Origin of the sequence: Priestia sp. JV24 (assembly GCF_025910025.1) — a bacterium.
Classification (GTDB): Bacteria; Bacillota; Bacilli; order Bacillales; family Bacillaceae_H; genus Priestia; species Priestia megaterium.
Map to the genome: position 1 here is coordinate 24,464 of NZ_JAPCIN010000003.1, position 21,776 is coordinate 46,239.

The 21,776-nt window shown below is 40.5% G+C and carries 33 protein-coding genes; all 33 read left to right on the forward strand.

The genetic code is table 11. The features are described from left to right. The first annotated feature begins 40 nt into the window (after positions 1-40). The 33 genes from rpoC to rpsM all read left to right on the forward strand — a co-directional run bounded on the left by rpoC (position 41) and on the right by rpsM (position 21,771). Entirely contained in the window at positions 41-3,634 is a 3,594-nt protein-coding gene (gene rpoC, locus OK414_RS00490) for a DNA-directed RNA polymerase subunit beta' (protein WP_013081369.1), read from the forward strand. Positions 3,635-3,765: 131 nt separating this feature from the next. Further along, positions 3,766-4,014: a 50S ribosomal protein L7ae-like protein gene (locus OK414_RS00495; protein WP_263046083.1), complete on the forward strand. Its 249-nt coding sequence runs from the start codon at positions 3,766-3,768 to the stop codon at positions 4,012-4,014. A gap of 99 nt (positions 4,015-4,113) precedes the next feature. Continuing rightward, on the forward strand, positions 4,114-4,536 hold the full coding sequence (gene rpsL / locus OK414_RS00500; RefSeq protein WP_013054922.1) for a 30S ribosomal protein S12: 423 nt from the start codon (positions 4,114-4,116) through the stop codon (positions 4,534-4,536). A 50-nt stretch (positions 4,537-4,586) separates the two neighbouring features. Continuing rightward, positions 4,587-5,057 (forward strand): 30S ribosomal protein S7, encoded by a 471-nt coding sequence (gene rpsG / locus OK414_RS00505; protein ID WP_013054923.1) that lies wholly within the window; start codon positions 4,587-4,589, stop codon positions 5,055-5,057. 57 nt (positions 5,058-5,114) lie between these two features. Then, a complete protein-coding gene (gene fusA, locus OK414_RS00510) occupies positions 5,115-7,193 on the forward strand; it encodes an elongation factor G (protein WP_016762724.1) in 2,079 nt (692 codons plus the stop codon). A 116-nt stretch (positions 7,194-7,309) separates the two neighbouring features. Next, positions 7,310-8,500, forward strand: a complete 1,191-nt coding sequence (tuf, locus tag OK414_RS00515; protein WP_013054925.1) for an elongation factor Tu — start codon at positions 7,310-7,312, stop codon at positions 8,498-8,500. Between the two features lie 314 nt (positions 8,501-8,814). After that, positions 8,815-9,123, forward strand: coding sequence for a 30S ribosomal protein S10 (gene rpsJ, locus OK414_RS00520; RefSeq protein WP_013054926.1), 309 nt, complete (start codon positions 8,815-8,817; stop codon positions 9,121-9,123). 41 nt (positions 9,124-9,164) lie between these two features. Beyond that, complete coding sequence (rplC, locus tag OK414_RS00525) at positions 9,165-9,794, forward strand: 50S ribosomal protein L3 (RefSeq protein ID WP_013054927.1); 630 nt, start codon at positions 9,165-9,167, stop codon at positions 9,792-9,794. 28 nt (positions 9,795-9,822) lie between these two features. Further along, positions 9,823-10,446: a 50S ribosomal protein L4 gene (rplD, locus tag OK414_RS00530; protein WP_013081372.1), complete on the forward strand. Its 624-nt coding sequence runs from the start codon at positions 9,823-9,825 to the stop codon at positions 10,444-10,446. Next, on the forward strand, positions 10,446-10,733 hold the full coding sequence (gene rplW, locus OK414_RS00535; protein WP_013054929.1) for a 50S ribosomal protein L23: 288 nt from the start codon (positions 10,446-10,448) through the stop codon (positions 10,731-10,733). The genes rplD and rplW overlap by 1 nt, the downstream gene beginning before the upstream one ends. A 27-nt stretch (positions 10,734-10,760) precedes the next feature. Further along, entirely contained in the window at positions 10,761-11,591 is an 831-nt protein-coding gene (rplB, locus tag OK414_RS00540) for a 50S ribosomal protein L2 (RefSeq protein ID WP_013081374.1), read from the forward strand. Between the two features lie 57 nt (positions 11,592-11,648). Then, positions 11,649-11,927, forward strand: coding sequence for a 30S ribosomal protein S19 (gene rpsS / locus OK414_RS00545; protein WP_013054931.1), 279 nt, complete (start codon positions 11,649-11,651; stop codon positions 11,925-11,927). Positions 11,928-11,946: 19 nt separating this feature from the next. Beyond that, the gene (gene rplV / locus OK414_RS00550; RefSeq protein ID WP_013054932.1) at positions 11,947-12,288 is read left to right on the forward strand and encodes a 50S ribosomal protein L22; all 342 of its coding nucleotides are present in this window, start codon (positions 11,947-11,949) and stop codon (positions 12,286-12,288) included. Between the two features lie 3 nt (positions 12,289-12,291). Beyond that, positions 12,292-12,948, forward strand: coding sequence for a 30S ribosomal protein S3 (rpsC, locus tag OK414_RS00555; RefSeq protein ID WP_013054933.1), 657 nt, complete (start codon positions 12,292-12,294; stop codon positions 12,946-12,948). 2 nt (positions 12,949-12,950) lie between these two features. Then, positions 12,951-13,385 carry a 50S ribosomal protein L16 gene (gene rplP / locus OK414_RS00560; RefSeq protein ID WP_013054934.1) on the forward strand — a complete coding sequence of 145 codons (435 nt, stop codon included), beginning with the start codon at positions 12,951-12,953 and terminating at the stop codon, positions 13,383-13,385. Then, positions 13,375-13,575, forward strand: a complete 201-nt coding sequence (rpmC, locus tag OK414_RS00565; protein WP_013054935.1) for a 50S ribosomal protein L29 — start codon at positions 13,375-13,377, stop codon at positions 13,573-13,575. The genes rplP and rpmC overlap by 11 nt, the downstream gene beginning before the upstream one ends. Positions 13,576-13,600: 25 nt before the next feature. Further along, positions 13,601-13,864 (forward strand): 30S ribosomal protein S17, encoded by a 264-nt coding sequence (gene rpsQ, locus OK414_RS00570; RefSeq protein ID WP_013054936.1) that lies wholly within the window; start codon positions 13,601-13,603, stop codon positions 13,862-13,864. A 51-nt stretch (positions 13,865-13,915) separates the two neighbouring features. Beyond that, positions 13,916-14,284: a 50S ribosomal protein L14 gene (gene rplN, locus OK414_RS00575; RefSeq protein ID WP_013054937.1), complete on the forward strand. Its 369-nt coding sequence runs from the start codon at positions 13,916-13,918 to the stop codon at positions 14,282-14,284. Between the two features lie 49 nt (positions 14,285-14,333). Next, positions 14,334-14,645, forward strand: coding sequence for a 50S ribosomal protein L24 (gene rplX / locus OK414_RS00580; protein WP_013054938.1), 312 nt, complete (start codon positions 14,334-14,336; stop codon positions 14,643-14,645). Between the two features lie 31 nt (positions 14,646-14,676). Next, the gene (gene rplE / locus OK414_RS00585) at positions 14,677-15,216 is read left to right on the forward strand and encodes a 50S ribosomal protein L5 (protein ID WP_013054939.1); all 540 of its coding nucleotides are present in this window, start codon (positions 14,677-14,679) and stop codon (positions 15,214-15,216) included. A 33-nt stretch (positions 15,217-15,249) separates the two neighbouring features. Then, a complete protein-coding gene (locus OK414_RS00590; protein WP_013054940.1) occupies positions 15,250-15,435 on the forward strand; it encodes a type Z 30S ribosomal protein S14 in 186 nt (61 codons plus the stop codon). A 30-nt stretch (positions 15,436-15,465) separates the two neighbouring features. Further along, complete coding sequence (rpsH, locus tag OK414_RS00595; RefSeq protein WP_013081375.1) at positions 15,466-15,864, forward strand: 30S ribosomal protein S8; 399 nt, start codon at positions 15,466-15,468, stop codon at positions 15,862-15,864. A gap of 30 nt (positions 15,865-15,894) precedes the next feature. Beyond that, entirely contained in the window at positions 15,895-16,434 is a 540-nt protein-coding gene (gene rplF, locus OK414_RS00600) for a 50S ribosomal protein L6 (protein ID WP_013054942.1), read from the forward strand. A 32-nt stretch (positions 16,435-16,466) separates the two neighbouring features. After that, entirely contained in the window at positions 16,467-16,829 is a 363-nt protein-coding gene (gene rplR, locus OK414_RS00605) for a 50S ribosomal protein L18 (protein WP_013054943.1), read from the forward strand. A gap of 20 nt (positions 16,830-16,849) precedes the next feature. After that, complete coding sequence (rpsE, locus tag OK414_RS00610) at positions 16,850-17,350, forward strand: 30S ribosomal protein S5 (protein ID WP_013054944.1); 501 nt, start codon at positions 16,850-16,852, stop codon at positions 17,348-17,350. A gap of 14 nt (positions 17,351-17,364) precedes the next feature. After that, complete coding sequence (gene rpmD / locus OK414_RS00615) at positions 17,365-17,547, forward strand: 50S ribosomal protein L30 (RefSeq protein ID WP_013054945.1); 183 nt, start codon at positions 17,365-17,367, stop codon at positions 17,545-17,547. Between the two features lie 33 nt (positions 17,548-17,580). Continuing rightward, complete coding sequence (rplO, locus tag OK414_RS00620) at positions 17,581-18,021, forward strand: 50S ribosomal protein L15 (RefSeq protein WP_013054946.1); 441 nt, start codon at positions 17,581-17,583, stop codon at positions 18,019-18,021. Beyond that, positions 18,021-19,313 (forward strand): preprotein translocase subunit SecY, encoded by a 1,293-nt coding sequence (gene secY / locus OK414_RS00625; RefSeq protein WP_013081376.1) that lies wholly within the window; start codon positions 18,021-18,023, stop codon positions 19,311-19,313. Before rplO ends, secY begins: the two co-directional genes overlap by 1 nt. A gap of 66 nt (positions 19,314-19,379) precedes the next feature. After that, complete coding sequence (locus tag OK414_RS00630) at positions 19,380-20,033, forward strand: adenylate kinase (RefSeq protein WP_013054948.1); 654 nt, start codon at positions 19,380-19,382, stop codon at positions 20,031-20,033. Beyond that, on the forward strand, positions 20,030-20,776 hold the full coding sequence (gene map, locus OK414_RS00635) for a type I methionyl aminopeptidase (protein ID WP_016762725.1): 747 nt from the start codon (positions 20,030-20,032) through the stop codon (positions 20,774-20,776). The genes OK414_RS00630 and map overlap by 4 nt, the downstream gene beginning before the upstream one ends. Before the next feature lie 235 nt (positions 20,777-21,011). After that, entirely contained in the window at positions 21,012-21,230 is a 219-nt protein-coding gene (gene infA, locus OK414_RS00640) for a translation initiation factor IF-1 (RefSeq protein ID WP_010285101.1), read from the forward strand. Positions 21,231-21,267: 37 nt separating this feature from the next. Beyond that, positions 21,268-21,381, forward strand: a complete 114-nt coding sequence (gene rpmJ, locus OK414_RS00645; protein WP_003156543.1) for a 50S ribosomal protein L36 — start codon at positions 21,268-21,270, stop codon at positions 21,379-21,381. A 24-nt stretch (positions 21,382-21,405) separates the two neighbouring features. After that, the gene (rpsM, locus tag OK414_RS00650; RefSeq protein ID WP_013054950.1) at positions 21,406-21,771 is read left to right on the forward strand and encodes a 30S ribosomal protein S13; all 366 of its coding nucleotides are present in this window, start codon (positions 21,406-21,408) and stop codon (positions 21,769-21,771) included. The last annotated feature ends 5 nt before the right edge of the window (positions 21,772-21,776 follow it).

The window sequence follows — 21,776 nt, forward strand, 5'->3', positions numbered from 1 at the left end:
TAAGGGAAAAAACCTGTAGATTAAAAGGGAGGTAGGCTCCTTGCTAGATGTAAATAACTTTGAGTATATGAAAATCGGTCTAGCTTCGCCAGATAAAATTCGTTCTTGGTCGTACGGTGAGGTAAAAAAACCTGAAACGATCAACTATCGTACGTTAAAACCTGAAAAAGACGGCTTATTCTGTGAGCGTATTTTTGGTCCACAAAAGGACTGGGAATGTCACTGCGGAAAATATAAGCGCGTTCGTTATAAAGGTGTTGTATGTGATCGTTGCGGCGTAGAAGTTACGCGCGCAAAAGTTCGTCGTGAACGCATGGGTCATATCGAACTAGCTGCACCTGTTTCTCATATTTGGTACTTTAAAGGTATTCCTAGCCGCATGGGACTTGTCTTAGACATGTCCCCTCGTGCGCTAGAGGAAATCATTTATTTTGCTTCTTATGTAGTAACAGATGCTGGTGATACACCACTTGAAAAGAAACAGCTTTTATCAGAGAAAGAATACCGTGCGTATCGTGAGAAGTACGGACAAACTTTCCATGCAGCAATGGGTGCTGAAGCTGTTAAGAAATTATTGCATGACATCGATCTTGATAAAGAAGTAGATGCTTTGAAAGAAGAATTGAAAACTGCTCAAGGTCAACGTCGTACACGTGCCATTAAACGTTTAGAAGTACTAGAGGCTTTCCGTCATTCTGGTAACGAACCTTCTTGGATGATTTTAGACGTTCTACCGGTTATTCCGCCAGAACTTCGTCCAATGGTTCAATTAGATGGTGGACGCTTTGCTACGTCTGATCTAAATGATTTATATCGCCGTGTAATTAACCGTAACAACCGCTTAAAGCGTTTATTAGACCTTGGAGCTCCTAGCATTATCGTTCAAAACGAAAAGCGTATGCTTCAAGAAGCTGTAGATGCATTAATCGATAATGGTCGTCGCGGACGTCCGGTAACAGGACCAGGTAACCGTCCATTAAAATCTCTTTCTCACATGTTAAAAGGTAAGCAAGGTCGCTTCCGTCAAAACTTATTAGGTAAACGTGTTGACTACTCTGGCCGTTCGGTAATCGTTGTAGGTCCGAACTTAAAGATGTATCAATGTGGTCTTCCAAAAGAAATGGCGTTAGAGCTTTTCAAACCTTTCGTAATGAAAGAGCTTGTTGAACGCGGTTTAGCTCATAACATCAAGAGTGCAAAACGTAAAATTGAACGCGTGCAACCTGAAGTATGGGACGTATTAGAATCGGTTATTAAAGAGCATCCAGTTCTTTTAAACCGTGCACCAACGCTACACAGACTAGGTATTCAAGCATTTGAACCTACGCTTGTAGAAGGTCGCGCTATCCGTCTTCACCCGCTTGTATGTACAGCATATAACGCTGACTTTGACGGTGACCAAATGGCGGTTCATGTTCCATTATCTGCAGAAGCACAAGCAGAAGCACGTATCTTAATGCTTGCTGCTCAAAATATCTTGAACCCTAAAGATGGTAAACCAGTTGTTACACCTTCACAGGATATGGTATTAGGTAACTACTACTTAACGCTTGAGCGTGAAGAGGCAGTTGGAGAAGGTATGGTATTCAAGGATACAAATGAAGCACTATTAGCGTACCAAAACGGTTATGTGCATCTTCATACACGTGTAGGTGTGTATGCAGGTTCTTTAAACAACGAAACGTTTACAGAAGCACAAAATCAACAGTTGCTTGTTACAACGGTTGGTAAATTAGTTTTCAACGAAATTTTACCAAAATCGTTCCCATACATTAACGAACCAACAAGAGAAAACTTAGAAGTGAAAACTCCTGAGAAGTACTTTGTTGAAAAAGGTGCAGATGTGAAGGAATTCATCAAGAATCAACCGGCTATCGCACCGTTTAAGAAAAAAATCTTAGGTAATATTATCGCTGAAGTATTTAAACGTTTCAAAATTACTGAGACTTCTAAAATGCTTGACCGTATGAAAGACCTAGGTTTCAAATATTCTACTAAAGCCGGTATTACAGTTGGTGTAGCTGATATCGTGGTTTTAGGAGAAAAAGAAGTTATCTTAACAGAAGCGCAAGCTAAAGTAGATAACGTACTAAAACAATTCCGTCGCGGTTTAATTACTGAAGATGAGCGTTATGAGCGTGTTATCTCTGTATGGAGTAGCGCGAAAGACGTTATCCAAGGTAAATTAATGGCGTCATTGGACAAACGCAATCCAATCTTCATGATGAGTGACTCTGGTGCCCGTGGTAATGCATCTAACTTCACTCAGCTTGCAGGTATGCGTGGACTAATGGCCAACCCGTCTGGTCGTATCATTGAGTTACCAATCAAATCTAGTTTCCGTGAAGGTTTAACAGTATTAGAGTACTTTATCTCTACCCATGGTGCACGTAAAGGTCTTGCCGATACGGCTCTTAAAACAGCTGACTCAGGTTACCTTACTCGTCGTTTGGTTGACGTGGCACAAGACGTTATCGTACGTGATGACGACTGTGGTACAGACCGCGGTATTCTGGCTGTTGCAATCAAAGAAGGAACAGAAGAAATTGAGAAACTTGATGAGCGTCTAATTGGACGTTATGCAAGAAAAACACTACTTCACCCAGGAACAAACGAAGTGTTAGTGAAAGAAAACGAACTAATTACAGAAGACCTAGCTGAAACAATTGTGGATGCTGGTGTTGAAGAAGTATGGATTCGTTCTGCATTCACTTGTAACACTCGCCACGGTGTATGTAAAAAATGTTACGGTCGTAACCTTGCAACTGGTTCAGAAGTTGAAGTGGGTGAAGCAGTTGGTATCATCGCTGCTCAATCTATCGGTGAGCCAGGTACACAGTTAACGATGCGTACATTCCATACAGGTGGGGTTGCTGGAGACGATATCACTCAAGGTTTACCGCGTATCCAAGAGATCTTCGAAGCGCGTAACCCTAAAGGTCAAGCCGTTATTTCTGAAATTGAAGGTACAATTGCCGGCATTTCTGAAGGACGCGATCGTCAACATGAAATTACTGTTCAAGGAGAGATTGAAACTCGTTCTTACACAGCTCCGTACAGTGCACGTCTGAAAGTTATTGAAGGACAGCGCATTGCACGTGGTCAAGAATTAACAGAAGGTTCAATTGATCCTAAAGAATTACTAAAAGTAAAAGATATCACGGCTGTACAAGAGTACTTGCTTCGTGAGGTGCAAAAAGTATACCGTATGCAAGGGGTAGAAATTGGAGATAAACACGTAGAGGTAATGGTTCGCCAAATGCTTCGTAAAGTGCGTGTAATGGATTCAGGAGATACAGATGTATTACCAGGTTCATTACTTGATATTCACCAATTCACTGATGCAAATGAAAAAGTATTACTTGAAGGCAATCGTCCAGCGACGGGCCGTCCTGTATTACTTGGTATTACAAAAGCATCTCTTGAAACTGATTCCTTCTTATCTGCTGCGTCATTCCAAGAAACAACGCGTGTTCTTACGGATGCTGCAATTAAAGGAAAACGTGATGAGTTGCTTGGACTTAAAGAGAATGTTATCATTGGTAAGCTAGTTCCGGCTGGTACAGGTATGACGAGATATCGTAATGCTGAACCGATCAAAAACCAAGCTGAAGAAACGGTAACAATCGACTAATTATAAAATCATTACTCTAGAATGGATGTTTTTTTAAAAAACTACAAAACGTTAGTTGACATCCATTCTAGGGAATGATACTATATCAAAGGTGCTCCTATAAACTACCTGTTACTTTGGAGGATATGATAATGTCTTATGAAAAAGTATTACAGGCTGATCATATTATTGTAGGAACAAAGCAGACGGTGAAAGCATTAAAAAAAGGTACAGTAAAGGAAGTCATCATTGCTGAAGACGCTGATTTTTATGTCACATACATTGTGGCAAAAACGGCACAGCAAGAAAACGTTCCGTATACGTATGTCCCTTCTATGCGAAAGCTTGGTCAAGCTTGTAGGATAGAAGTTAACGCTGCAACTGTTGCAATTATTAGTTAACACGTTTTTGAACTTTTAGTTTCAAAGACTTTGTTTTTTGCTAAAAAATGAACCACCTGGATGTGTGGTCTTACAAAAGGCGAAAGGAGGAAAATTTAAATGCCTACTATTAACCAATTAATCCGTAATGGTCGTGTGAGTAAAGGTAAAAAATCTGACTCACCTGCTTTAAACAGAGGTTACAACAGCTTCAAAAAAGCTCAAACTAATCAATCTTCTCCACAAAAACGTGGTGTATGTACACGTGTGGGTACTATGACACCGAAGAAACCGAACTCGGCTCTTCGTAAATATGCTCGTGTACGTTTAACAAACGGTATCGAGGTAACAGCTTATATCCCAGGTATTGGTCACAACTTACAAGAACACAGCGTGGTACTTATCCGCGGTGGACGTGTAAAAGATTTACCAGGGGTACGTTACCATATCGTACGTGGTGCACTTGATACTGCTGGTGTGGATGGCCGTATGCAAGGTCGTTCTAAATATGGTACTAAGCGACCAAAAGCAGCTAAAAAATAATAGCTTAACAATTAATAGATAAACTTTTAAAAGTGAAAGGAGGAAGTAGAATGCCACGTAAGGGACCTGTTGCAAAAAGAGACGTATTACCAGATCCGATTTACAATTCTAAGCTTGTATCTCGCTTAATCAACAAAATGATGCTTGATGGAAAGCGCGGTAAGTCACAAGCTATTCTTTATAGAGCATTCGATTTAGTACAAGAGCGCAGTGGTAAAGAAGCTATGGAAGTATTCGACCAAGCTCTTAAAAACATCATGCCTGTACTAGAAGTTAGAGCACGCCGTGTAGGGGGTTCTAACTACCAAGTTCCTGTAGAAGTACGTCCAGAGCGTCGTACTACTTTAGGTCTTCGTTGGTTAGTAAACTATGCTCGTCTTCGTGGAGAAAAAACGATGGAAGAGCGTTTAGCTAACGAAATCCTTGATGCAGCTAACAACACTGGTGCTGCAGTTAAGAAACGTGAAGATACTCACAAAATGGCAGAAGCTAACAAAGCATTTGCTCATTACCGTTGGTAATCTTTTAACGAAACTTTTTAAAAAACAAATTATAATATGGAAGGAGAAATACCTAAGATGGCAAGAGAGTTCTCCTTAGAAAACACTCGTAATATTGGAATCATGGCTCACATTGATGCTGGTAAAACAACAACAACTGAGCGTGTTCTTTATTATACTGGCCGTATCCATAAAATTGGTGAAACTCATGAAGGAGCTTCACAAATGGACTGGATGGAGCAAGAGCAAGAACGTGGTATCACTATCACGTCTGCTGCGACAACTGCTGCTTGGAAAGGTCACCGCGTTAACATCATCGATACTCCTGGACACGTAGACTTCACTGTTGAAGTTGAGCGTTCATTACGTGTACTTGATGGCGCTGTGGCAGTTCTTGATGCTCAATCTGGTGTTGAGCCTCAAACAGAAACAGTATGGCGTCAAGCGACTACGTACGGTGTTCCCCGTGTCGTATTCGTTAACAAAATGGACAAAATTGGTGCTGACTTCTTGTACTCTGTAAAAACGATCCACGATCGTTTAGGTGCAAATGCTCACCCAATTCAGTTGCCAATTGGTGCTGAAGATGAGTTCGAAGCAATCATTGACCTAGTGGAAATGAAAGCATACTTCTACGAAGATGACTTAGGTACTCGTTCAGAGTCTCGTGAAATTCCTGAGGAATACAAAGAGCAAGCTGAAGAATACCGTGCAAGCTTAGTAGAAGCTGTTGCAGAACTTGATGAAGAATTAATGATGAAGTACTTAGACGAAGGCGAGCTTACAGTTGAAGAACTAAAAGCTGGTATCCGTAAAGGTACTTGTGACGTTGAATTCTACCCAGTTATCTGTGGTTCAGCATTCAAAAACAAAGGTGTACAATTAATGCTAGATGCAGTAATTGACTACCTACCATCTCCAGTTGATGTACCAGCAATCCAAGGTATCGTACCTGACACAGAAGAAGAAGTTACGCGTGAGTCTAGCGACAACGCTCCTTTCTCAGCATTAGCGTTCAAAGTTATGACGGACCCTTATGTTGGTAAATTAACGTTCTTCCGTGTGTACTCTGGTGTACTAAGCTCTGGTTCATACATCAAAAACTCTACAAAAGGTAAGCGTGAGCGTGTAGGTCGTATCCTACAAATGCATGCTAACTCTCGTGAAGAGATTTCTGAAGTATACGCTGGAGATATCGCGGCAGCTGTAGGATTAAAAGATACTTCTACTGGTGATACTCTATGTGACGAAAAGAGTCTTGTAATTCTTGAGTCTATGGAATTCCCAGAGCCAGTTATCTCTTTATCTGTTGAGCCAAAATCAAAAGCTGACCAAGATAAAATGACTACAGCTCTTCAAAAGTTACAAGAAGAAGATCCAACTTTCCGTGCGGAAACTAATACAGAGACTGGTCAAATCATCATCTCTGGTATGGGTGAGCTTCACCTTGATATCATCGTTGACCGTATGCGTCGCGAATTCAAAGTAGAAGCAAACGTTGGTGCTCCTCAAGTAGCTTACCGTGAAACTTTCCGCGCTGGTGCGAAAGTTGAAGGTAAATTCGCTCGTCAATCTGGTGGTCGTGGACAATTCGGTCACGTTTGGATTGAGTTCGAACCTAACGAAGAAGGAAAAGGCTTTGAATTTGAGAACAAAATCGTTGGTGGTGTAGTTCCACGTGAATACATCCCTGCAGTTCAAGCTGGTCTTGAAGATGCATTACAAAACGGTGTTCTTGCTGGTTATCCATTAATCGATATCAAAGCTGCTTTAGTTGATGGATCTTACCATGACGTTGACTCAAGTGAGATGGCGTTTAAAATTGCCGCTTCTATGGCTCTTAAAAACGCAGTATCAAAATGTAACCCAGCTATCCTTGAACCAATGATGAAGGTTGAAGTTGTTATCCCTGACGAATACTTAGGAGATATCATGGGTGACATTACGTCTCGCCGTGGACGTGTAGAAGGTATGGAAGCACGCGGTAACGCTCAAGTTGTACGTGCATTCGTTCCACTTTCTGAAATGTTTGGTTATGCAACTGCATTACGTTCAAACACTCAAGGTCGCGGAACATATTCTATGCACTTCGATCACTACGAAGAAGTTCCTAAATCAATTTCAGAAGAAATTATTAAAAAAAATAAAGGTGAATAATTGATTTTCACTCTTTATTGAAGTATAACTACTTATGTACGCTGTGAAAGTGGAGCTCATTCCCTTTCACGGCCTCATAAAACATAAACTACATGAATTTTAAGGAGGATTTTCGAATGGCTAAGGAAAAATTCGACCGTTCAAAAACACATGCCAATATCGGTACAATTGGTCACGTTGACCATGGTAAAACAACTTTAACAGCTGCTATCACTACTGTTCTTGCTAAGAAAAGTGGTAAAGGTGCAGCAATGGCTTACGACATGATCGACGCTGCTCCAGAAGAGCGCGAGCGTGGAATCACAATCTCAACTGCACACGTTGAGTATGAAACTGACACTCGTCACTATGCACACGTTGACTGCCCAGGACATGCTGACTATGTTAAAAACATGATCACTGGTGCTGCTCAAATGGATGGCGGTATCTTAGTAGTATCTGCTGCTGATGGTCCAATGCCACAAACTCGTGAGCACATCCTTCTTTCTCGTCAAGTAGGTGTACCTTACCTAGTTGTATTCTTAAACAAATGTGACATGGTAGACGACGAAGAGCTACTTGAATTAGTAGAAATGGAAGTACGTGACCTTCTTTCTGAATACGACTTCCCTGGTGACGATGTACCAGTAATCAAAGGTTCTGCTCTTAAAGCTCTTGAAGGCGACGCTGATTGGGAAGCTAAAATCATCGAGCTTATGGACGCTGTTGATGAGTACATCCCAACTCCAGAACGTGACACTGAAAAACCATTCATGATGCCAGTTGAGGACGTATTCTCAATCACTGGTCGTGGTACAGTTGCTACAGGTCGTGTAGAGCGTGGACAAGTTAAAGTTGGTGACGTTATCGACATCATCGGTTTAACTGAAGAGCCAAAATCTACTACTGTAACAGGTGTAGAAATGTTCCGTAAGCTTCTTGACTATGCTGAAGCTGGCGACAACATCGGTGCTTTACTTCGTGGTGTAGCACGTGAAGAAATCCAACGTGGACAAGTATTAGCTAAACCAGGCTCAATCACTCCACACACTAAATTTACTGCTGAAGTATACGTTCTTTCTAAAGACGAAGGTGGACGTCACACTCCATTCTTCACAAACTACCGTCCACAGTTCTACTTCCGTACAACTGATGTAACTGGTATTTGTAACTTACCTGAAGGCGTAGAAATGGTAATGCCTGGCGACAACATCGAAATGACTGTTGAACTTATCGCTCCAATCGCGATTGAAGAAGGTACTAAATTCTCAATCCGTGAAGGTGGACGTACAGTAGGCGCTGGCGTTGTAGCTAAAATCAGCGAGTAATTTCTCGTTCAGTAAAAGGAGTAGGGTAACCTACTCCTTTTTTATTTGGTGATAAAAGGTAAAGATAGTTTTTACTATTACACTTGCAAAATGATCTCCTTTTATATATAATGAAAAAAGTGTGCGACACATGAAAAAGTTTTTTAACTTTATTGTTGCAATATGAACCCATTTTTAGTATAATAAAAATGTTGGTCTTTGACTGCGATGATGCGGAAGGTTGCCGACACACCCGGCCGCTTTGCCATGGCGAGTGTGGGGAAATTTCCGCGGAGAATGTCTATTGTGAAATAGGCGAAAAAGGAGGGAAAATAATGGCAAAAGAAAAAATTCGCATTCGTTTAAAAGCATATGATCACAGAATTCTTGATCAATCTGCTGAGAAAATCGTAGAAACTGCAAAACGTTCTGGTGCGGCTGTATCTGGTCCGATTCCATTACCGACTGAAAAATCAATTTATACAATTCTACGTGCAGTACACAAATATAAAGATTCTCGTGAGCAGTTCGAAATGCGCACGCATAAACGCTTAATTGATATCGTGAATCCAACACCACAAACTGTTGATTCATTAATGCGTTTAGACTTACCATCTGGTGTAGATATCGAAATTAAACTTTAATTTAAAATAAAGAATGAAAAGATACTTAGGAGGTGTGACTAATGGCCAAAGGAATCTTAGGAAGAAAGATCGGTATGACTCAAGTATTTGCTGAAAATGGTGACTTGATCCCAGTAACAGTAATTGAAGCTTCTGCTAACGTAGTTCTTCAAGTTAAAAACGCTGAGACAGACGGTTACGAAGCAATCCAATTAGGTTTCGAAGATATCCGTGAAAAACTATCTAACAAACCTGCAAAAGGACATGCTACTAAAGCTAATACTGCTCCTAAGCGCTTCATCCGTGAGTTACGCGGTGTGGACGCTTCAGCATATGAAGTTGGTCAAGAAGTCAAGGTTGATATTTTCGCAGAAGGCGATGTAATTGATGTAACAGGAATCTCAAAAGGTAAAGGTTTCCAAGGTGCTATTAAACGCCACGGACAATCTCGCGGACCTATGTCTCATGGTTCTCGCTACCACCGTCGCCCAGGTTCAATGGGTCCTGTAGCTCCAAACCGCGTATTCAAAGGTAAATTATTACCAGGACGCATGGGTGGAGAGCGCATCACTGTGCAAAACTTATCAATCGTTAAAGTTGACGCAGAACGCAATCTTTTATTAGTAAAAGGTAACGTGCCAGGAGCTAGAAAATCTCTAGTTACTGTTAAATCTGCAGTTAAATCTAAATAATAATTCTTCGAGAAAGGAGGAATAACCAATGCCAAAAGTAGCATTGTTTAACCAAAACGGTGAAAACGTTGGAGAAATCGAACTTCAAGATGCCGTTTTCGGTATCGAACCAAACAACAAAGTACTTTTCGACGCGATCGTAATGCAACGCGCATCTCAACGTCAAGGTACTTCTAAAGTTAAAAATCGTTCTGAAGTAAGAGGCGGTGGCCGTAAGCCATGGCGTCAAAAAGGTACTGGTCGTGCTCGTCAAGGATCTATCCGTTCTCCACAATGGCGTGGTGGTGGCGTAGTATTTGGTCCAGTTCCAAGAAGCTATAGCTACAAATTACCTAAAAAAGTTCGTCGTTTAGCAATTAAGTCTGCATTATCAACTAAAGCTCAAGATAACAGCATCGTTGTTCTTGAAGCTCTTTCTTTTGACGCTCCAAAAACAAAAGAAATGGTAGCAGTTCTTAAAAACCTAACAGTAGAACGCAAAGCATTAGTAGTAACTGCGGATCTTAACGAAAATGTTGCACTTTCAGCACGTAATATTCCTGGTGTAACAGTTGTTGCAGCTAATGGTTTAAGCGTATTAGACGTTATGAACCATGACAAGCTTGTAATCACTAAAGACGCAGTTGAAAAAGTAGAGGAGGTGCTTGCATAATGAAAGATCCTCGTGATATTATTAAGCGCCCCGTAATTACAGAACGTTCAACAGACTTAATGGCTGAGAAAAAATATACGTTTGATGTTGATGTAAGAGCTAATAAAACTGAGGTTAAAGATGCTATCGAAAAAATCTTTGACGTAAAAGTTGAAAAAGTAAACATCATGAACTACAAAGGTAAATTCAAGCGTGTAGGTCGCTACAGTGGTCTTACTAACCGTCGTCGTAAAGCGGTAGTAACACTAACTCAAGAGAGCAACGAAATCGAATTCTTCGAAGCTTAAGATTAATAGAGAAGGAGGGAAATTGAGATGGCGATTAAAAAGTATAAACCAACCTCAAATGGTCGTCGTGGTATGTCAGTTTCTGATTTCGCTGAAATTACTACTGACAAACCAGAAAAATCGTTACTTGCACCTGTCAAGAGAAAAGGTGGTCGTAACAACCAAGGTAAATTGACTGTTCGTCACCAAGGTGGTGGGCACAAGCGTCAATACCGTATCATCGATTTTAAACGCGATAAAGATGGAATACCTGGACGCGTTGCTACAATCGAATATGATCCAAACCGTTCAGCTAACATCGCATTAATTCATTATGCTGATGGTGAAAAACGTTACATCCTTGCTCCTAAAAACCTAAAAGTAGGTTTAGAAGTTATGTCAGGTCCTGAAGCTGACATCAAAGTAGGTAACGCGCTTCCTTTAGCTAACATTCCTGTTGGTACAGTAGTACACAACATCGAATTGAAACCTGGTAAAGGTGGACAATTAGTTCGTTCTGCAGGTACATCTGCTCAAGTACTTGGTAAAGAAGGTAAATACGTATTAGTACGTTTAACTTCTGGTGAAGTACGCATGATCCTTGCAACTTGTCGTGCAACTGTAGGTCAAGTTGGTAACGAACAACACGAGTTAATCAACATCGGTAAAGCCGGTCGTTCTCGTTGGTTAGGTATCCGTCCAACTGTACGTGGTTCTGTAATGAACCCTAACGATCACCCACACGGTGGTGGTGAAGGACGTTCTCCAATCGGACGTAAGTCTCCAATGAGTCCATGGGGTAAACCAACACTTGGTTACAAAACTCGTAAGAAGAAAAACAAATCCGATAAATTTATCGTTCGTCGTCGTAAAAAATAACGGGATTGAGCTACGGTTCAAACGAACCGTAGGACAATCACGAAGGGAGGTTCATTTATGGGTCGCAGCTTAAAGAAAGGACCTTTTGTAGATGACCATTTAATCAACAAAATTGAGAAGTTAAACGAAACTGACAGCAAGCAAGTAGTAAAAACTTGGTCTCGTCGTTCAACTATCTTCCCTCAGTTCATTGGTCATACAATTGCTGTATATGACGGTCGTAAACATGTACCAGTTTATGTTACTGAAGACATGGTAGGTCACAAACTTGGTGAATTCGCACCATCTCGTACTTACAAAGGTCACGCAAGTGATGATAAGAAAACAAGACGCTAATATGAGAGGAGGCTTTTAAATGCAAGCTAAAGCTGTCGCGAGAACAGTACGTATTGCTCCTCGTAAAGTTCGTTTAGTTGTAGATTTAATTCGAGGTAAGCAAGTGGGTGAAGCGCTAGCAGTGCTACTTCACACGCCAAAGGCTGCTTCTCCAGTCGTTGAGAAAGTATTAAAATCTGCTATTGCCAATGCAGAACACAATTATGAAATGGACGCTAACAATTTAGTTATTACTGACGCTTTTGTTAACGAAGGTCCAACTTTAAAACGTTTCCGTCCACGCGCTATGGGACGTGCAAGCCAAATTAACAAGCGCACAAGCCACATCACAATCGTGGTATCAGAAAAGAAGGAGGGATAATTCATGGGTCAAAAGGTAAATCCGGTCGGTCTTCGCGTCGGTGTCATCCGTGATTGGGAATCAAGATGGTTCGCTGGCAAAGACTACGCTGACTTATTACATGAAGACTTAAAAGTACGTGAATATATCGCTAAACGTTTAAACGATGCAGCTGTTTCTAAAGTTGAAATCGAACGCGCTGCTAACCGCTTAAACGTAACGATCCACACTGCAAAACCTGGTATGGTAATTGGTAAAGGTGGTACTGAAGTAGAATCACTTCGTAAAGCTCTTAACCAATTAACAGGCAAGCGTGTACACATTAACATCCTTGAAATTAAACGAGCAGATTTAGATGCTAAACTAGTAGCTGAAAACATCGCTCGCCAACTTGAGAACCGTGTATCATTCCGTCGTGCTCAAAAGCAAGCTATCCAACGTAGCATGCGTGCTGGCGCACAAGGTATCAAAACAATGGTATCTGGTCGTTTAGGCGGAGCTGATATCGCTCGTTCTGAATATTACAGTGAAGGTACAGTTCCACTTCATACACTTCGCGCTGATATTGACTATGCTCACGCTGAAGCAGATACTACTTATGGTAAACTTGGTGTGAAAGTATGGATCTATCGTGGAGAGGTTCTTCCTACTAAAAAGAAAACTGAGGAAGGAGGAAAATAATTATGTTATTACCAAAACGCGTTAAATATCGTCGCGAACACCGCGGAAAAATGCGTGGACGCGCTAAAGGTGGTACGGAAGTACATTTCGGTGAATTCGGTTTACAAGCTACTGAAGCTTCTTGGATTACAAACCGTCAAATCGAAGCTGCTCGTATCGCAATGACTCGTTACATGAAACGTGGCGGTAAAGTATGGATTAAAATTTTCCCTTCTAAACCTTATACTGCTAAGCCTCTAGAAGTCCGAATGGGTTCTGGTAAAGGTGCTCCTGAAGGTTGGGTAGCAGTTGTTAAACCTGGAAAAGTAATGTTTGAAATTTCAGGTGTATCTGAAGAGGTTGCACGTGAAGCTTTACGTTTAGCTGCACACAAGCTACCTGTAAAATGTAAGTTTGTAAAACGTGAAGAAATTGGTGGTGATTCTAATGAAAGCTAATGAAATTCGTGACCTTACCACTGCTGAAATTGAACAAAAAGTTAAGGCTTTAAAAGAAGAGTTGTTTAACCTTCGTTTCCAATTAGCGACTGGACAATTAGAGAATACTACTCGTATTCGCGAAGTGCGCAAATCGATCGCTCGTATGAAAACTGTAGTTCGTGAAAGAGAGATTGCTGCTAATAAATAATTAAGTCTGAGAGGAGGCTTTCAGAATGAGTGAACGCAACCAACGTAAAGTTTACACTGGCCGCGTAGTTTCTGACAAAATGGATAAGACTGTTACTGTTCTTGTTGAAACTTACAAAAAGCATTCGCTTTATGGCAAGCGTGTAAAATACTCAAAGAAATTCAAAGCTCACGATGAAAACAATACAGCTCAACTAGGCGATATCGTGAAGATCATGGAAACTCGTCCGTTATCAGCTACTAAACGTTTCCGTCTAGTAGAAGTTGTAGAAAAAGCTGTTATCATCTAATAGTTAAGATAGATCGGATAAGAATGATTCATCCGAAGGGAGGTTTCGTACATGATTCAACAAGAATCTCGTTTAAAAGTTGCAGACAACTCTGGTGCACGTGAGGTACTTACTATTAAAGTACTTGGTGGTTCAGGTCGTAAGACAGCAAACATTGGTGATGTTATCGTTTGTACGGTGAAACAAGCAACACCAGGAGGCGTTGTTAAAAAAGGTGACGTTGTTAAAGCTGTTGTTGTACGTACAAAAAGTGGTGTTCGCCGTACTGACGGTTCTTACATCCGTTTCGACGAAAATGCTTGCGTAATCATCCGTGACGACAAAGGACCACGTGGTACTCGTATCTTCGGACCAGTTGCTCGTGAATTACGTGATAACAACTTCATGAAGATCGTATCATTAGCTCCAGAAGTTATCTAATTGATATATAGAACAAATACAAAATGCCTTTTAAGGAGGTGCGAATAGGATGCATGTTAAAAAGGGCGACAAAGTAGTGGTTATCTCTGGTAAAGACAAAGGTAAGCAAGGTGAAGTACTTGCAGCTTTCCCAAAGAAAGACCGTGTACTTGTTGAAGGTGTGAACGTTGTGAAAAAACACTCTAAACCTTCTCAAGTAAATCCACAAGGTGGAATCGTTAGCCAAGAGGCACCTATCCACGTATCAAACGTAATGCCGTTGGATCCTAAATCTGGTGAGCCAACTCGTGTTGGGTACCAAGTTATCGATGGCAAAAAGGTACGTGTAGCAAAAAAATCTGGTGAAACTTTAGATAAATAATTAATGAAATGTGAAGGGAGGTTTAGTTCACATGAACCGTCTTAAAGAGAAATTTACAAAAGAGATTACTCCTGCTCTAGTTAGCAAGTTTAATTATGAATCTGTAATGCAAGTGCCAAAAATCGACAAGATCGTAATCAACATGGGTATCGGTGATGCTGTTTCTAACTCAAAAGCTTTAGATAACGCTGTTGAAGAACTAGCTGAAATCACTGGTCAAAAACCTGTTGTAACTCGTGCGAAAAAATCTATCGCTGGTTTCCGTCTTCGTGAAGGTATGCCAATCGGTGCGAAAGTTACTTTACGCGGCGAGCGTATGTACGAATTCTTCGATAAACTAGTATCAGTATCACTTCCACGTGTGCGCGATTTCCGTGGTGTATCTAAAAAAGCATTTGATGGTCGTGGAAACTACACGTTAGGTGTTAAAGAACAATTGATCTTCCCAGAGATCGATTATGATAAAGTAACTAAAGTTCGTGGTATGGATATCGTTATTGTTACAACAGCAAACACTGATGAAGAAGCTCGTGAGCTTTTAACTCAGTTCGGTATGCCATTCCAGAAGTAATAACTGCCAACGTTAAGCAGAGGAGGCGAAAATGTGGCTAAAAAATCAATGATTGCGAAGCAAAAACGCCAGCAAAAATTCCAAGTACAAGAGTATACACGTTGCGAACGTTGTGGACGTCCACACTCAGTACTACGTAAATTCAAGCTTTGCCGTATTTGTTTCCGTGAGCTTGCTTATAAAGGTCAAATTCCTGGTGTTAAAAAAGCTAGTTGGTAAAACCCAAGTTTGGGAAGGAGGTAAATTAATATGGTAATGACTGATCCTATTGCAGATTTACTAACTCGTATCCGCAATGCGAACATGGTTCGTCATGAGAAAATTGAAGTTCCTGCTTCTAACATTAAGAAGCAAATTGCAGAAATCCTTAAGCGTGAGGGTTTCGTACGTGATGTAGAATACATCGAAGACAACAAACAAGGTATTATCCGTATCTTCTTAAAATACGGTTCAAATAACGAACGTGTAATTACAGGCTTAAAACGTATCAGTAAACCTGGTCTACGTGTTTATGCAAAAAATAACGAAGTACCACGTGTACTTAACGGTTTAGGTATCGCAATCGTTTCTACTTCTCAAGGTGTTTTAACTGACAAAGAAGCTCGTCAAAAGCAAACTGGTGGAGAAGTATTAGCGTACGTTTGGTAATAAGTTTTAAATGTGAATGGAGGTGTAACTATGTCACGTGTTGGTAAAAAGCCTTTAGAACTTCCAGCAGGTGTTACAGTTACGAACGAGAGCAACACTGTAACTGTAAAAGGACCAAAGGGTGAATTAACTCGTACATTCCACCCTGAAATCGAAATTAAAGTTGAAGACAACGTATTAGTTGTTAATCGTCCTAGTGACAATAAAGAGCACCGCGCTCTTCACGGAACTACTCGTAGCCTTTTAGGTAACATGGTTGAAGGTGTTACTAAAGGATTCGAACGTGGTTTAGAATTAGTCGGTGTAGGTTACCGTGCACAAAAATCTGGTAGCAAATTAGTATTGAGCGTTGGATACTCTCACCCAGTTGAGATTACTCCTGAAACAGGAATCGAAATCGAAGTTCCTTCTCAAACTAAGATCGTTATTAAAGGTATTGATAAAGAACGCGTAGGTGCATTAGCTGCAAATATTCGTGACGTTCGTCCACCAGAGCCTTACAAAGGTAAAGGTATTCGTTACGAAGGCGAATATGTACGTCGTAAAGAAGGTAAAACTGCTAAGAAGTAATGCCGGTTAGGTAAAAGAAAGGAGTGCCCGAAATGATCACGAAGCTTGATAAAAACAAAGTTCGTAAAAAAAGACATGCTCGTGTTCGTGCGAAGTTATCTGGAACTGCAACTCGTCCGCGTTTAAACGTGTTCCGTTCTAATCAACATATTTACGCACAAGTTATCGACGATTTAAATTCAGTAACAATCGCAAGTGCTTCAACGTTAGATAAAGACCTGACTTTAGAAAGCACTGGTAACACTGAAGCTGCTATCAAAGTTGGCGAATTAGTCGCTAAACGCGCAGTAGAAAAAGGTGTAAACGAAGTAGTATTCGACCGTGGCGGTTATTTATATCATGGCCGTGTTAAAGCATTAGCTGACGCTGCTCGTGAAGCTGGATTACAATTCTAATTGTAAAAGGAGGGAAAATCATGCGTCGTATTGATCCAAATAAATTAGAGCTTGAAGAACGTGTTGTTACCGTTAACCGCGTAGCTAAAGTTGTGAAAGGTGGACGTCGTTTCCGCTTCGCTGCATTAGTTGTAGTTGGTGACAAAAACGGTCACGTTGGATTCGGTACTGGTAAAGCACAAGAGGTACCAGATGCAATCCGTAAAGCAATTGAAGATGCGAAGAAAAACTTAATTACTGTACCTATGGTTGGTACAACTATTCCACACGAAATCCTTGGACAATTTGGTGCAGGTCAAATTTTCTTAAAACCTGCTTCTGAAGGTACAGGAGTTATCGCTGGTGGCCCAGTTCGTGCGGTACTAGAATTGGGTGGAGTAAGTGATATTCTATCTAAATCTTTAGGTTCAAACACTCCAATCAACATGGTACGTGCAACTCTTAACGGTTTAGCTAACCTAAAACGTGCTGAAGATGTTGCAAAACTACGTGGCAAGACTGTAGAAGAACTGTTAGGATAAGGGAGGGATATGGAATGGCAAACAAACTAGCAATTACCCTTACTCGTAGCGTAATTGGTCGTCCAGAAGATCAACGTGTAACTGTTCGTACACTTGGCCTACGTAAGTTAAATCAAACTGTCGTTCAAGACGATAATCCTGCAATTCGCGGAATGATTAACAAAGTAGCTCACCTTGTTACAGTAAAAGAGCAATAAGTATAAATTGTCACTCTAAGGAGGTGCTCCGGAATGAAACTTCATGAATTGAAACCAGCTGAAGGTTCACGTAAAGTACGTAACCGTGTAGGTCGTGGTACTGGTTCAGGTAACGGAAAGACTTCAGGTAAAGGTCACAAAGGGCAAAACGCTCGCTCTGGCGGTGGCGTAAGACCTGGCTTCGAAGGTGGTCAAACTCCTTTATTCCGTCGTCTTCCAAAACGTGGGTTCACTAATATCAATCGCAAAGAATACGCGATCGTTAATTTAGAAGCTCTTAACCGTTTTGAAGATGGAACTGAAGTAACACCAGAATTATTAATCGAAACTGGTTTAGTAAGCAAAGCAAAAGCTGGCGTTAAAGTACTAGGAAACGGTACATTAAACTCTAAGCTAACTGTTAAAGCTGCTAAATTCTCTTCAACTGCTAAAGAAGCTATCGAAGCTGCTGGCGGTACAGTTGAGGTGATCTAATGTTTCAAACAATCTCCAATTTAATGCGCGTGCGTGAAATAAGACAAAAAATCTTTTTCACTTTGTTAATGTTAATTGTCTTCCGAATTGGTACATTTATTCCTGTACCTAGTGTTAATACGGATGTACTAAAATTGCAAGATGGGTTAAATGTATTCGGGGTTCTGAATACATTTGGCGGCGGCGCGTTAAAAAACTTCTCCATTCTTGCTATGGGCATTATGCCTTATATTACAGCATCCATCATCGTCCAATTATTACAGATGGATGTTGTACCTAAGTTTACAGAATGGTCAAAGCAGGGAGATGTTGGGCGCCGTAAATTAGCTCAAGTAACTCGTTATGGAACAATTGTGCTTGGATTTATCCAGGCTTTAGGTATGTCTATAGGATTCAACAATATTTCGGGCGGACAATTGATCGCTAATCCAGGAATTTCTACGTATCTTCTAATTGCTACAGTGTTAACGGCAGGTACTGCCTTCTTAATGTGGTTAGGAGAGCAGATTACTGCAAAAGGCGTAGGTAACGGTATTTCTATCATTATCTTTGCTGGGATTGCAGCTGGTATTCCGACAACATTAAATCAAATTTATGCACAGCAATTTGAAGACGTTGGGGATCAATTATTCATTCGTATCGTAACGGTAGTTTTAATTGCGATTGCAGTTTTAGCTATTATTGTTGGGGTTATTTACTTCCAACAAGCGCTACGAAAAATTCCTATTCAATATGCAAAGGGTTCAGCTGGTCGTAATCCTGTTGGAGGTCAATCCACTCATTTGCCGTTAAAAGTAAATGCAGCTGGGGTTATTCCTGTTATCTTTGCAGTTTCATTTATTATTACACCACCAACAATTGCATCATTTTTCGGTCCAAATGATGTAACGGCGTGGATTCAGAATACATTTGACTATACTAAGCCAATTGGTATGATAGTGTATGTAGCGTTAATCATTGCTTTTTGTTACTTCTATACTTTTGTTCAAGTTAACCCTGAACAAGTAGCAGAGAACTTGAAAAAGCAAGGTGGCTACATCCCAGGCATCCGTCCTGGTAAAAGCACACAAGCTTATTTAACGAAAGTGTTATATCGTCTGACATTAATCGGTTCGATATTCCTTGCGTTAATTGCTGTGTTGCCGGTTCTGTTCATCAAAATTGCAAACTTACCATCATCTGCTCAGATCGGCGGTACTAGTTTGTTAATTGTTGTCGGTGTAGCTCTTGAGACAATGAAACAGCTTGAGAGTCAATTAGTGAAACGCCATTATAAGGGATTTATTAAGTAAAGCTGTTTAGTGGGAAGCAAGCTGCTTTCCCATTAAACGGATAAGATACTGAGGGGGAAGCAAGAAATGAATTTAGTGTTAATGGGCCTTCCTGGTGCTGGGAAAGGTACTCAAGCAGAAAAAATCGTTGAGCATTACGATATCCCTCATATCTCAACAGGAGATATGTTCCGAGCTGCAATTAAAGAAGGAACGCAACTAGGTTTAAAAGCTAAATCATTTATGGATCAAGGTAACCTTGTTCCTGATGAAGTAACAATTGGAATTGTGCGCGAGCGTTTAAACAAACAAGATTGTGAAAACGGCTTTTTACTTGATGGCTTCCCAAGAACAGTAGCCCAAGCAGAAGCTCTTGAAACAATTACAAAAGAACTAAACAAGCAAATTGATTATGTGATTAATATTGATGTAGATCAAAGCATTTTAATGGAGCGTCTTACTGGACGCCGCATTTGTAAAGATTGCGGAGCTACTTACCACTTAGTATTCAATCCTCCTGCGAAAGAAGGAGTTTGTGACAAATGTGGCGGAGAGCTTTACCAACGTGCAGATGACAATGCTGAGACGGTTTCAACTAGACTTTCAGTTAATGTTAAACAATCTCAACCTCTACTTGATTTCTATCAAGAAAAAGGTTATCTACGCAATATTAATGGTAATCAAGATATTAACATTGTGTTTGAGGATGTTCGTCAATTACTTGCTGGGGTTAAGCAATGATCATTTGCAAGACACCAGAGGAAATTGAGGTCATGCGTGAAGCTGGAAGAATTGTGGCTTTAACTCATCAAGAGTTAAAAAAGCATATCGCTCCAGGTATTACGACTATAGAATTGGATGCAATTGCTGAAAATTTTATTCGTCAACATGATGCAATTCCGTCTTTTAAAGGGTATAATGGTTTTCGCGGCAGTGTATGTGCTTCTGTGAATGAAGAATTAGTTCATGGTATTCCGGGTGAACGCAAGCTTAATGAAGGAGATATCATCAGTTTAGACATCGGAGCTAAATTCGGTGGCTATCACGGTGATTCAGCTTGGACATATGGAGTAGGAAAGATTTCATTAGAAAATCAAGAGCTGCTTAATGTGACTGAGCAATCTCTCTACAAGGGATTAGCAGAAGCTAAGCCGGGTGAGCGTTTGTCGAATATTTCACATGCTATTCAACAGTACGCAGAATCACGTAACTTTTCGATTGTAAGAGAATATGTTGGCCATGGGGTCGGCAAAGACTTACATGAAGATCCGCAAGTACCTCATTATGGTCCACCGAATAAAGGACCGCGTCTACGTCCAGGCATGGTATTGGCAGTTGAGCCAATGGTGAATGCTGGTATGCGATATGTAAAAACATTACCTGATAACTGGACAGTTGTCACAGTAGATGGTAAAATGTGTGCGCACTTCGAACATACTATTGCAATTACTGAGACGGGATATGAAATTCTGACAGCATTGTAATGTTAAAGGATGTTATCTCTATCCATTCCTCGCTAGATGCACTGGACAGTAAACAGTAATTATCTAAATTCACGATGATCGTTTTTCGTCTGAATTGCTGTTAAAATGGTAAAGATGTATATTAGCGTCAATCATCTTGAATTTAATGATTACGATCTCCGGATGTTCAGAACAGGTTCTTTTTAAGTCGTTTAATGATAGCTTGTTACTGTTTCAAAGAAAGGAGAGCACTTTAATGGCAAAAGACGATGTAATTGAAGTTGAAGGTACAGTTGCTGAAACTTTACCTAACGCTATGTTCAAGGTAGAATTAGAAAATGGTCATACAGTACTTGCTCACGTATCAGGAAAAATTCGCATGCATTTCATTCGAATCTTACCTGGTGATAAAGTAACTGTAGAATTGTCACCATACGATTTAACTCGCGGTAGAATTACGTACCGTTTCAAATAAAACCTATGCACTCCGTACTATCAAGGAGGTATGAAACATGAAAGTCAGACCATCAGTTAAACCAATCTGCGAAAAATGTAAAGTTATCCGTAGAAAAGGTAAAGTAATGGTAATTTGTGAAAACCCTAAGCATAAACAAAAACAAGGTTAATCAATAAGGAGGTGCACTATTCATATGGCACGTATTGCTGGTGTTGATATTCCTCGTGACAAGCGTGTAGTAATTTCATTAACATACATTTTCGGTATTGGTCGTCCAACTGCTGAAAAAGTTCTAGCTGAAGCTGGAGTTTCTGAAGATACTCGCGTTCGTGACTTAACAGAAGAAGAATTAGGTAAAATTCGTGATATTTTAGATAGCTATAAAGTAGAAGGCGATCTTCGTCGTGAAGTTTCTTTAAACATCAAACGTTTAATTGAGATTGGTTCATACCGTGGTATCCGCCACCGTCGTAGTTTACCAGTTCGTGGTCAAAACAGTAAAAACAATGCTCGTACACGTAAAGGCCCACGCCGTACTGTAGCGAACAAGAAGAAATAATTAGT

Coding starts and splice junctions, on each gene's coding strand:
- map (WP_016762725.1), top strand. CDS start 20,030: ATGATCATTTGCAAGACACCAGAGGAAATTGAGGTCATGCGTGAAGCT.
- rplX (WP_013054938.1), top strand. CDS start 14,334: ATGCATGTTAAAAAGGGCGACAAAGTAGTGGTTATCTCTGGTAAAGAC.
- rpsE (WP_013054944.1), top strand. CDS start 16,850: ATGCGTCGTATTGATCCAAATAAATTAGAGCTTGAAGAACGTGTTGTT.
- OK414_RS00495 (WP_263046083.1), top strand. CDS start 3,766: ATGTCTTATGAAAAAGTATTACAGGCTGATCATATTATTGTAGGAACA.
- rpsL (WP_013054922.1), top strand. CDS start 4,114: ATGCCTACTATTAACCAATTAATCCGTAATGGTCGTGTGAGTAAAGGT.
- rplF (WP_013054942.1), top strand. CDS start 15,895: ATGTCACGTGTTGGTAAAAAGCCTTTAGAACTTCCAGCAGGTGTTACA.
- rplV (WP_013054932.1), top strand. CDS start 11,947: ATGCAAGCTAAAGCTGTCGCGAGAACAGTACGTATTGCTCCTCGTAAA.
- rpsS (WP_013054931.1), top strand. CDS start 11,649: ATGGGTCGCAGCTTAAAGAAAGGACCTTTTGTAGATGACCATTTAATC.
- rpsC (WP_013054933.1), top strand. CDS start 12,292: ATGGGTCAAAAGGTAAATCCGGTCGGTCTTCGCGTCGGTGTCATCCGT.
- rplO (WP_013054946.1), top strand. CDS start 17,581: ATGAAACTTCATGAATTGAAACCAGCTGAAGGTTCACGTAAAGTACGT.
- infA (WP_010285101.1), top strand. CDS start 21,012: ATGGCAAAAGACGATGTAATTGAAGTTGAAGGTACAGTTGCTGAAACT.
- tuf (WP_013054925.1), top strand. CDS start 7,310: ATGGCTAAGGAAAAATTCGACCGTTCAAAAACACATGCCAATATCGGT.
- rpsM (WP_013054950.1), top strand. CDS start 21,406: ATGGCACGTATTGCTGGTGTTGATATTCCTCGTGACAAGCGTGTAGTA.
- rplP (WP_013054934.1), top strand. CDS start 12,951: ATGTTATTACCAAAACGCGTTAAATATCGTCGCGAACACCGCGGAAAA.
- rplR (WP_013054943.1), top strand. CDS start 16,467: ATGATCACGAAGCTTGATAAAAACAAAGTTCGTAAAAAAAGACATGCT.
- rpmD (WP_013054945.1), top strand. CDS start 17,365: ATGGCAAACAAACTAGCAATTACCCTTACTCGTAGCGTAATTGGTCGT.
- rplE (WP_013054939.1), top strand. CDS start 14,677: ATGAACCGTCTTAAAGAGAAATTTACAAAAGAGATTACTCCTGCTCTA.
- rpsQ (WP_013054936.1), top strand. CDS start 13,601: ATGAGTGAACGCAACCAACGTAAAGTTTACACTGGCCGCGTAGTTTCT.
- rplC (WP_013054927.1), top strand. CDS start 9,165: ATGGCCAAAGGAATCTTAGGAAGAAAGATCGGTATGACTCAAGTATTT.
- rpmJ (WP_003156543.1), top strand. CDS start 21,268: ATGAAAGTCAGACCATCAGTTAAACCAATCTGCGAAAAATGTAAAGTT.
- rplW (WP_013054929.1), top strand. CDS start 10,446: ATGAAAGATCCTCGTGATATTATTAAGCGCCCCGTAATTACAGAACGT.
- secY (WP_013081376.1), top strand. CDS start 18,021: ATGTTTCAAACAATCTCCAATTTAATGCGCGTGCGTGAAATAAGACAA.
- fusA (WP_016762724.1), top strand. CDS start 5,115: ATGGCAAGAGAGTTCTCCTTAGAAAACACTCGTAATATTGGAATCATG.
- rplN (WP_013054937.1), top strand. CDS start 13,916: ATGATTCAACAAGAATCTCGTTTAAAAGTTGCAGACAACTCTGGTGCA.
- rpsG (WP_013054923.1), top strand. CDS start 4,587: ATGCCACGTAAGGGACCTGTTGCAAAAAGAGACGTATTACCAGATCCG.
- rplB (WP_013081374.1), top strand. CDS start 10,761: ATGGCGATTAAAAAGTATAAACCAACCTCAAATGGTCGTCGTGGTATG.
- OK414_RS00630 (WP_013054948.1), top strand. CDS start 19,380: ATGAATTTAGTGTTAATGGGCCTTCCTGGTGCTGGGAAAGGTACTCAA.
- rplD (WP_013081372.1), top strand. CDS start 9,823: ATGCCAAAAGTAGCATTGTTTAACCAAAACGGTGAAAACGTTGGAGAA.
- rpmC (WP_013054935.1), top strand. CDS start 13,375: ATGAAAGCTAATGAAATTCGTGACCTTACCACTGCTGAAATTGAACAA.
- rpsH (WP_013081375.1), top strand. CDS start 15,466: ATGGTAATGACTGATCCTATTGCAGATTTACTAACTCGTATCCGCAAT.
- rpsJ (WP_013054926.1), top strand. CDS start 8,815: ATGGCAAAAGAAAAAATTCGCATTCGTTTAAAAGCATATGATCACAGA.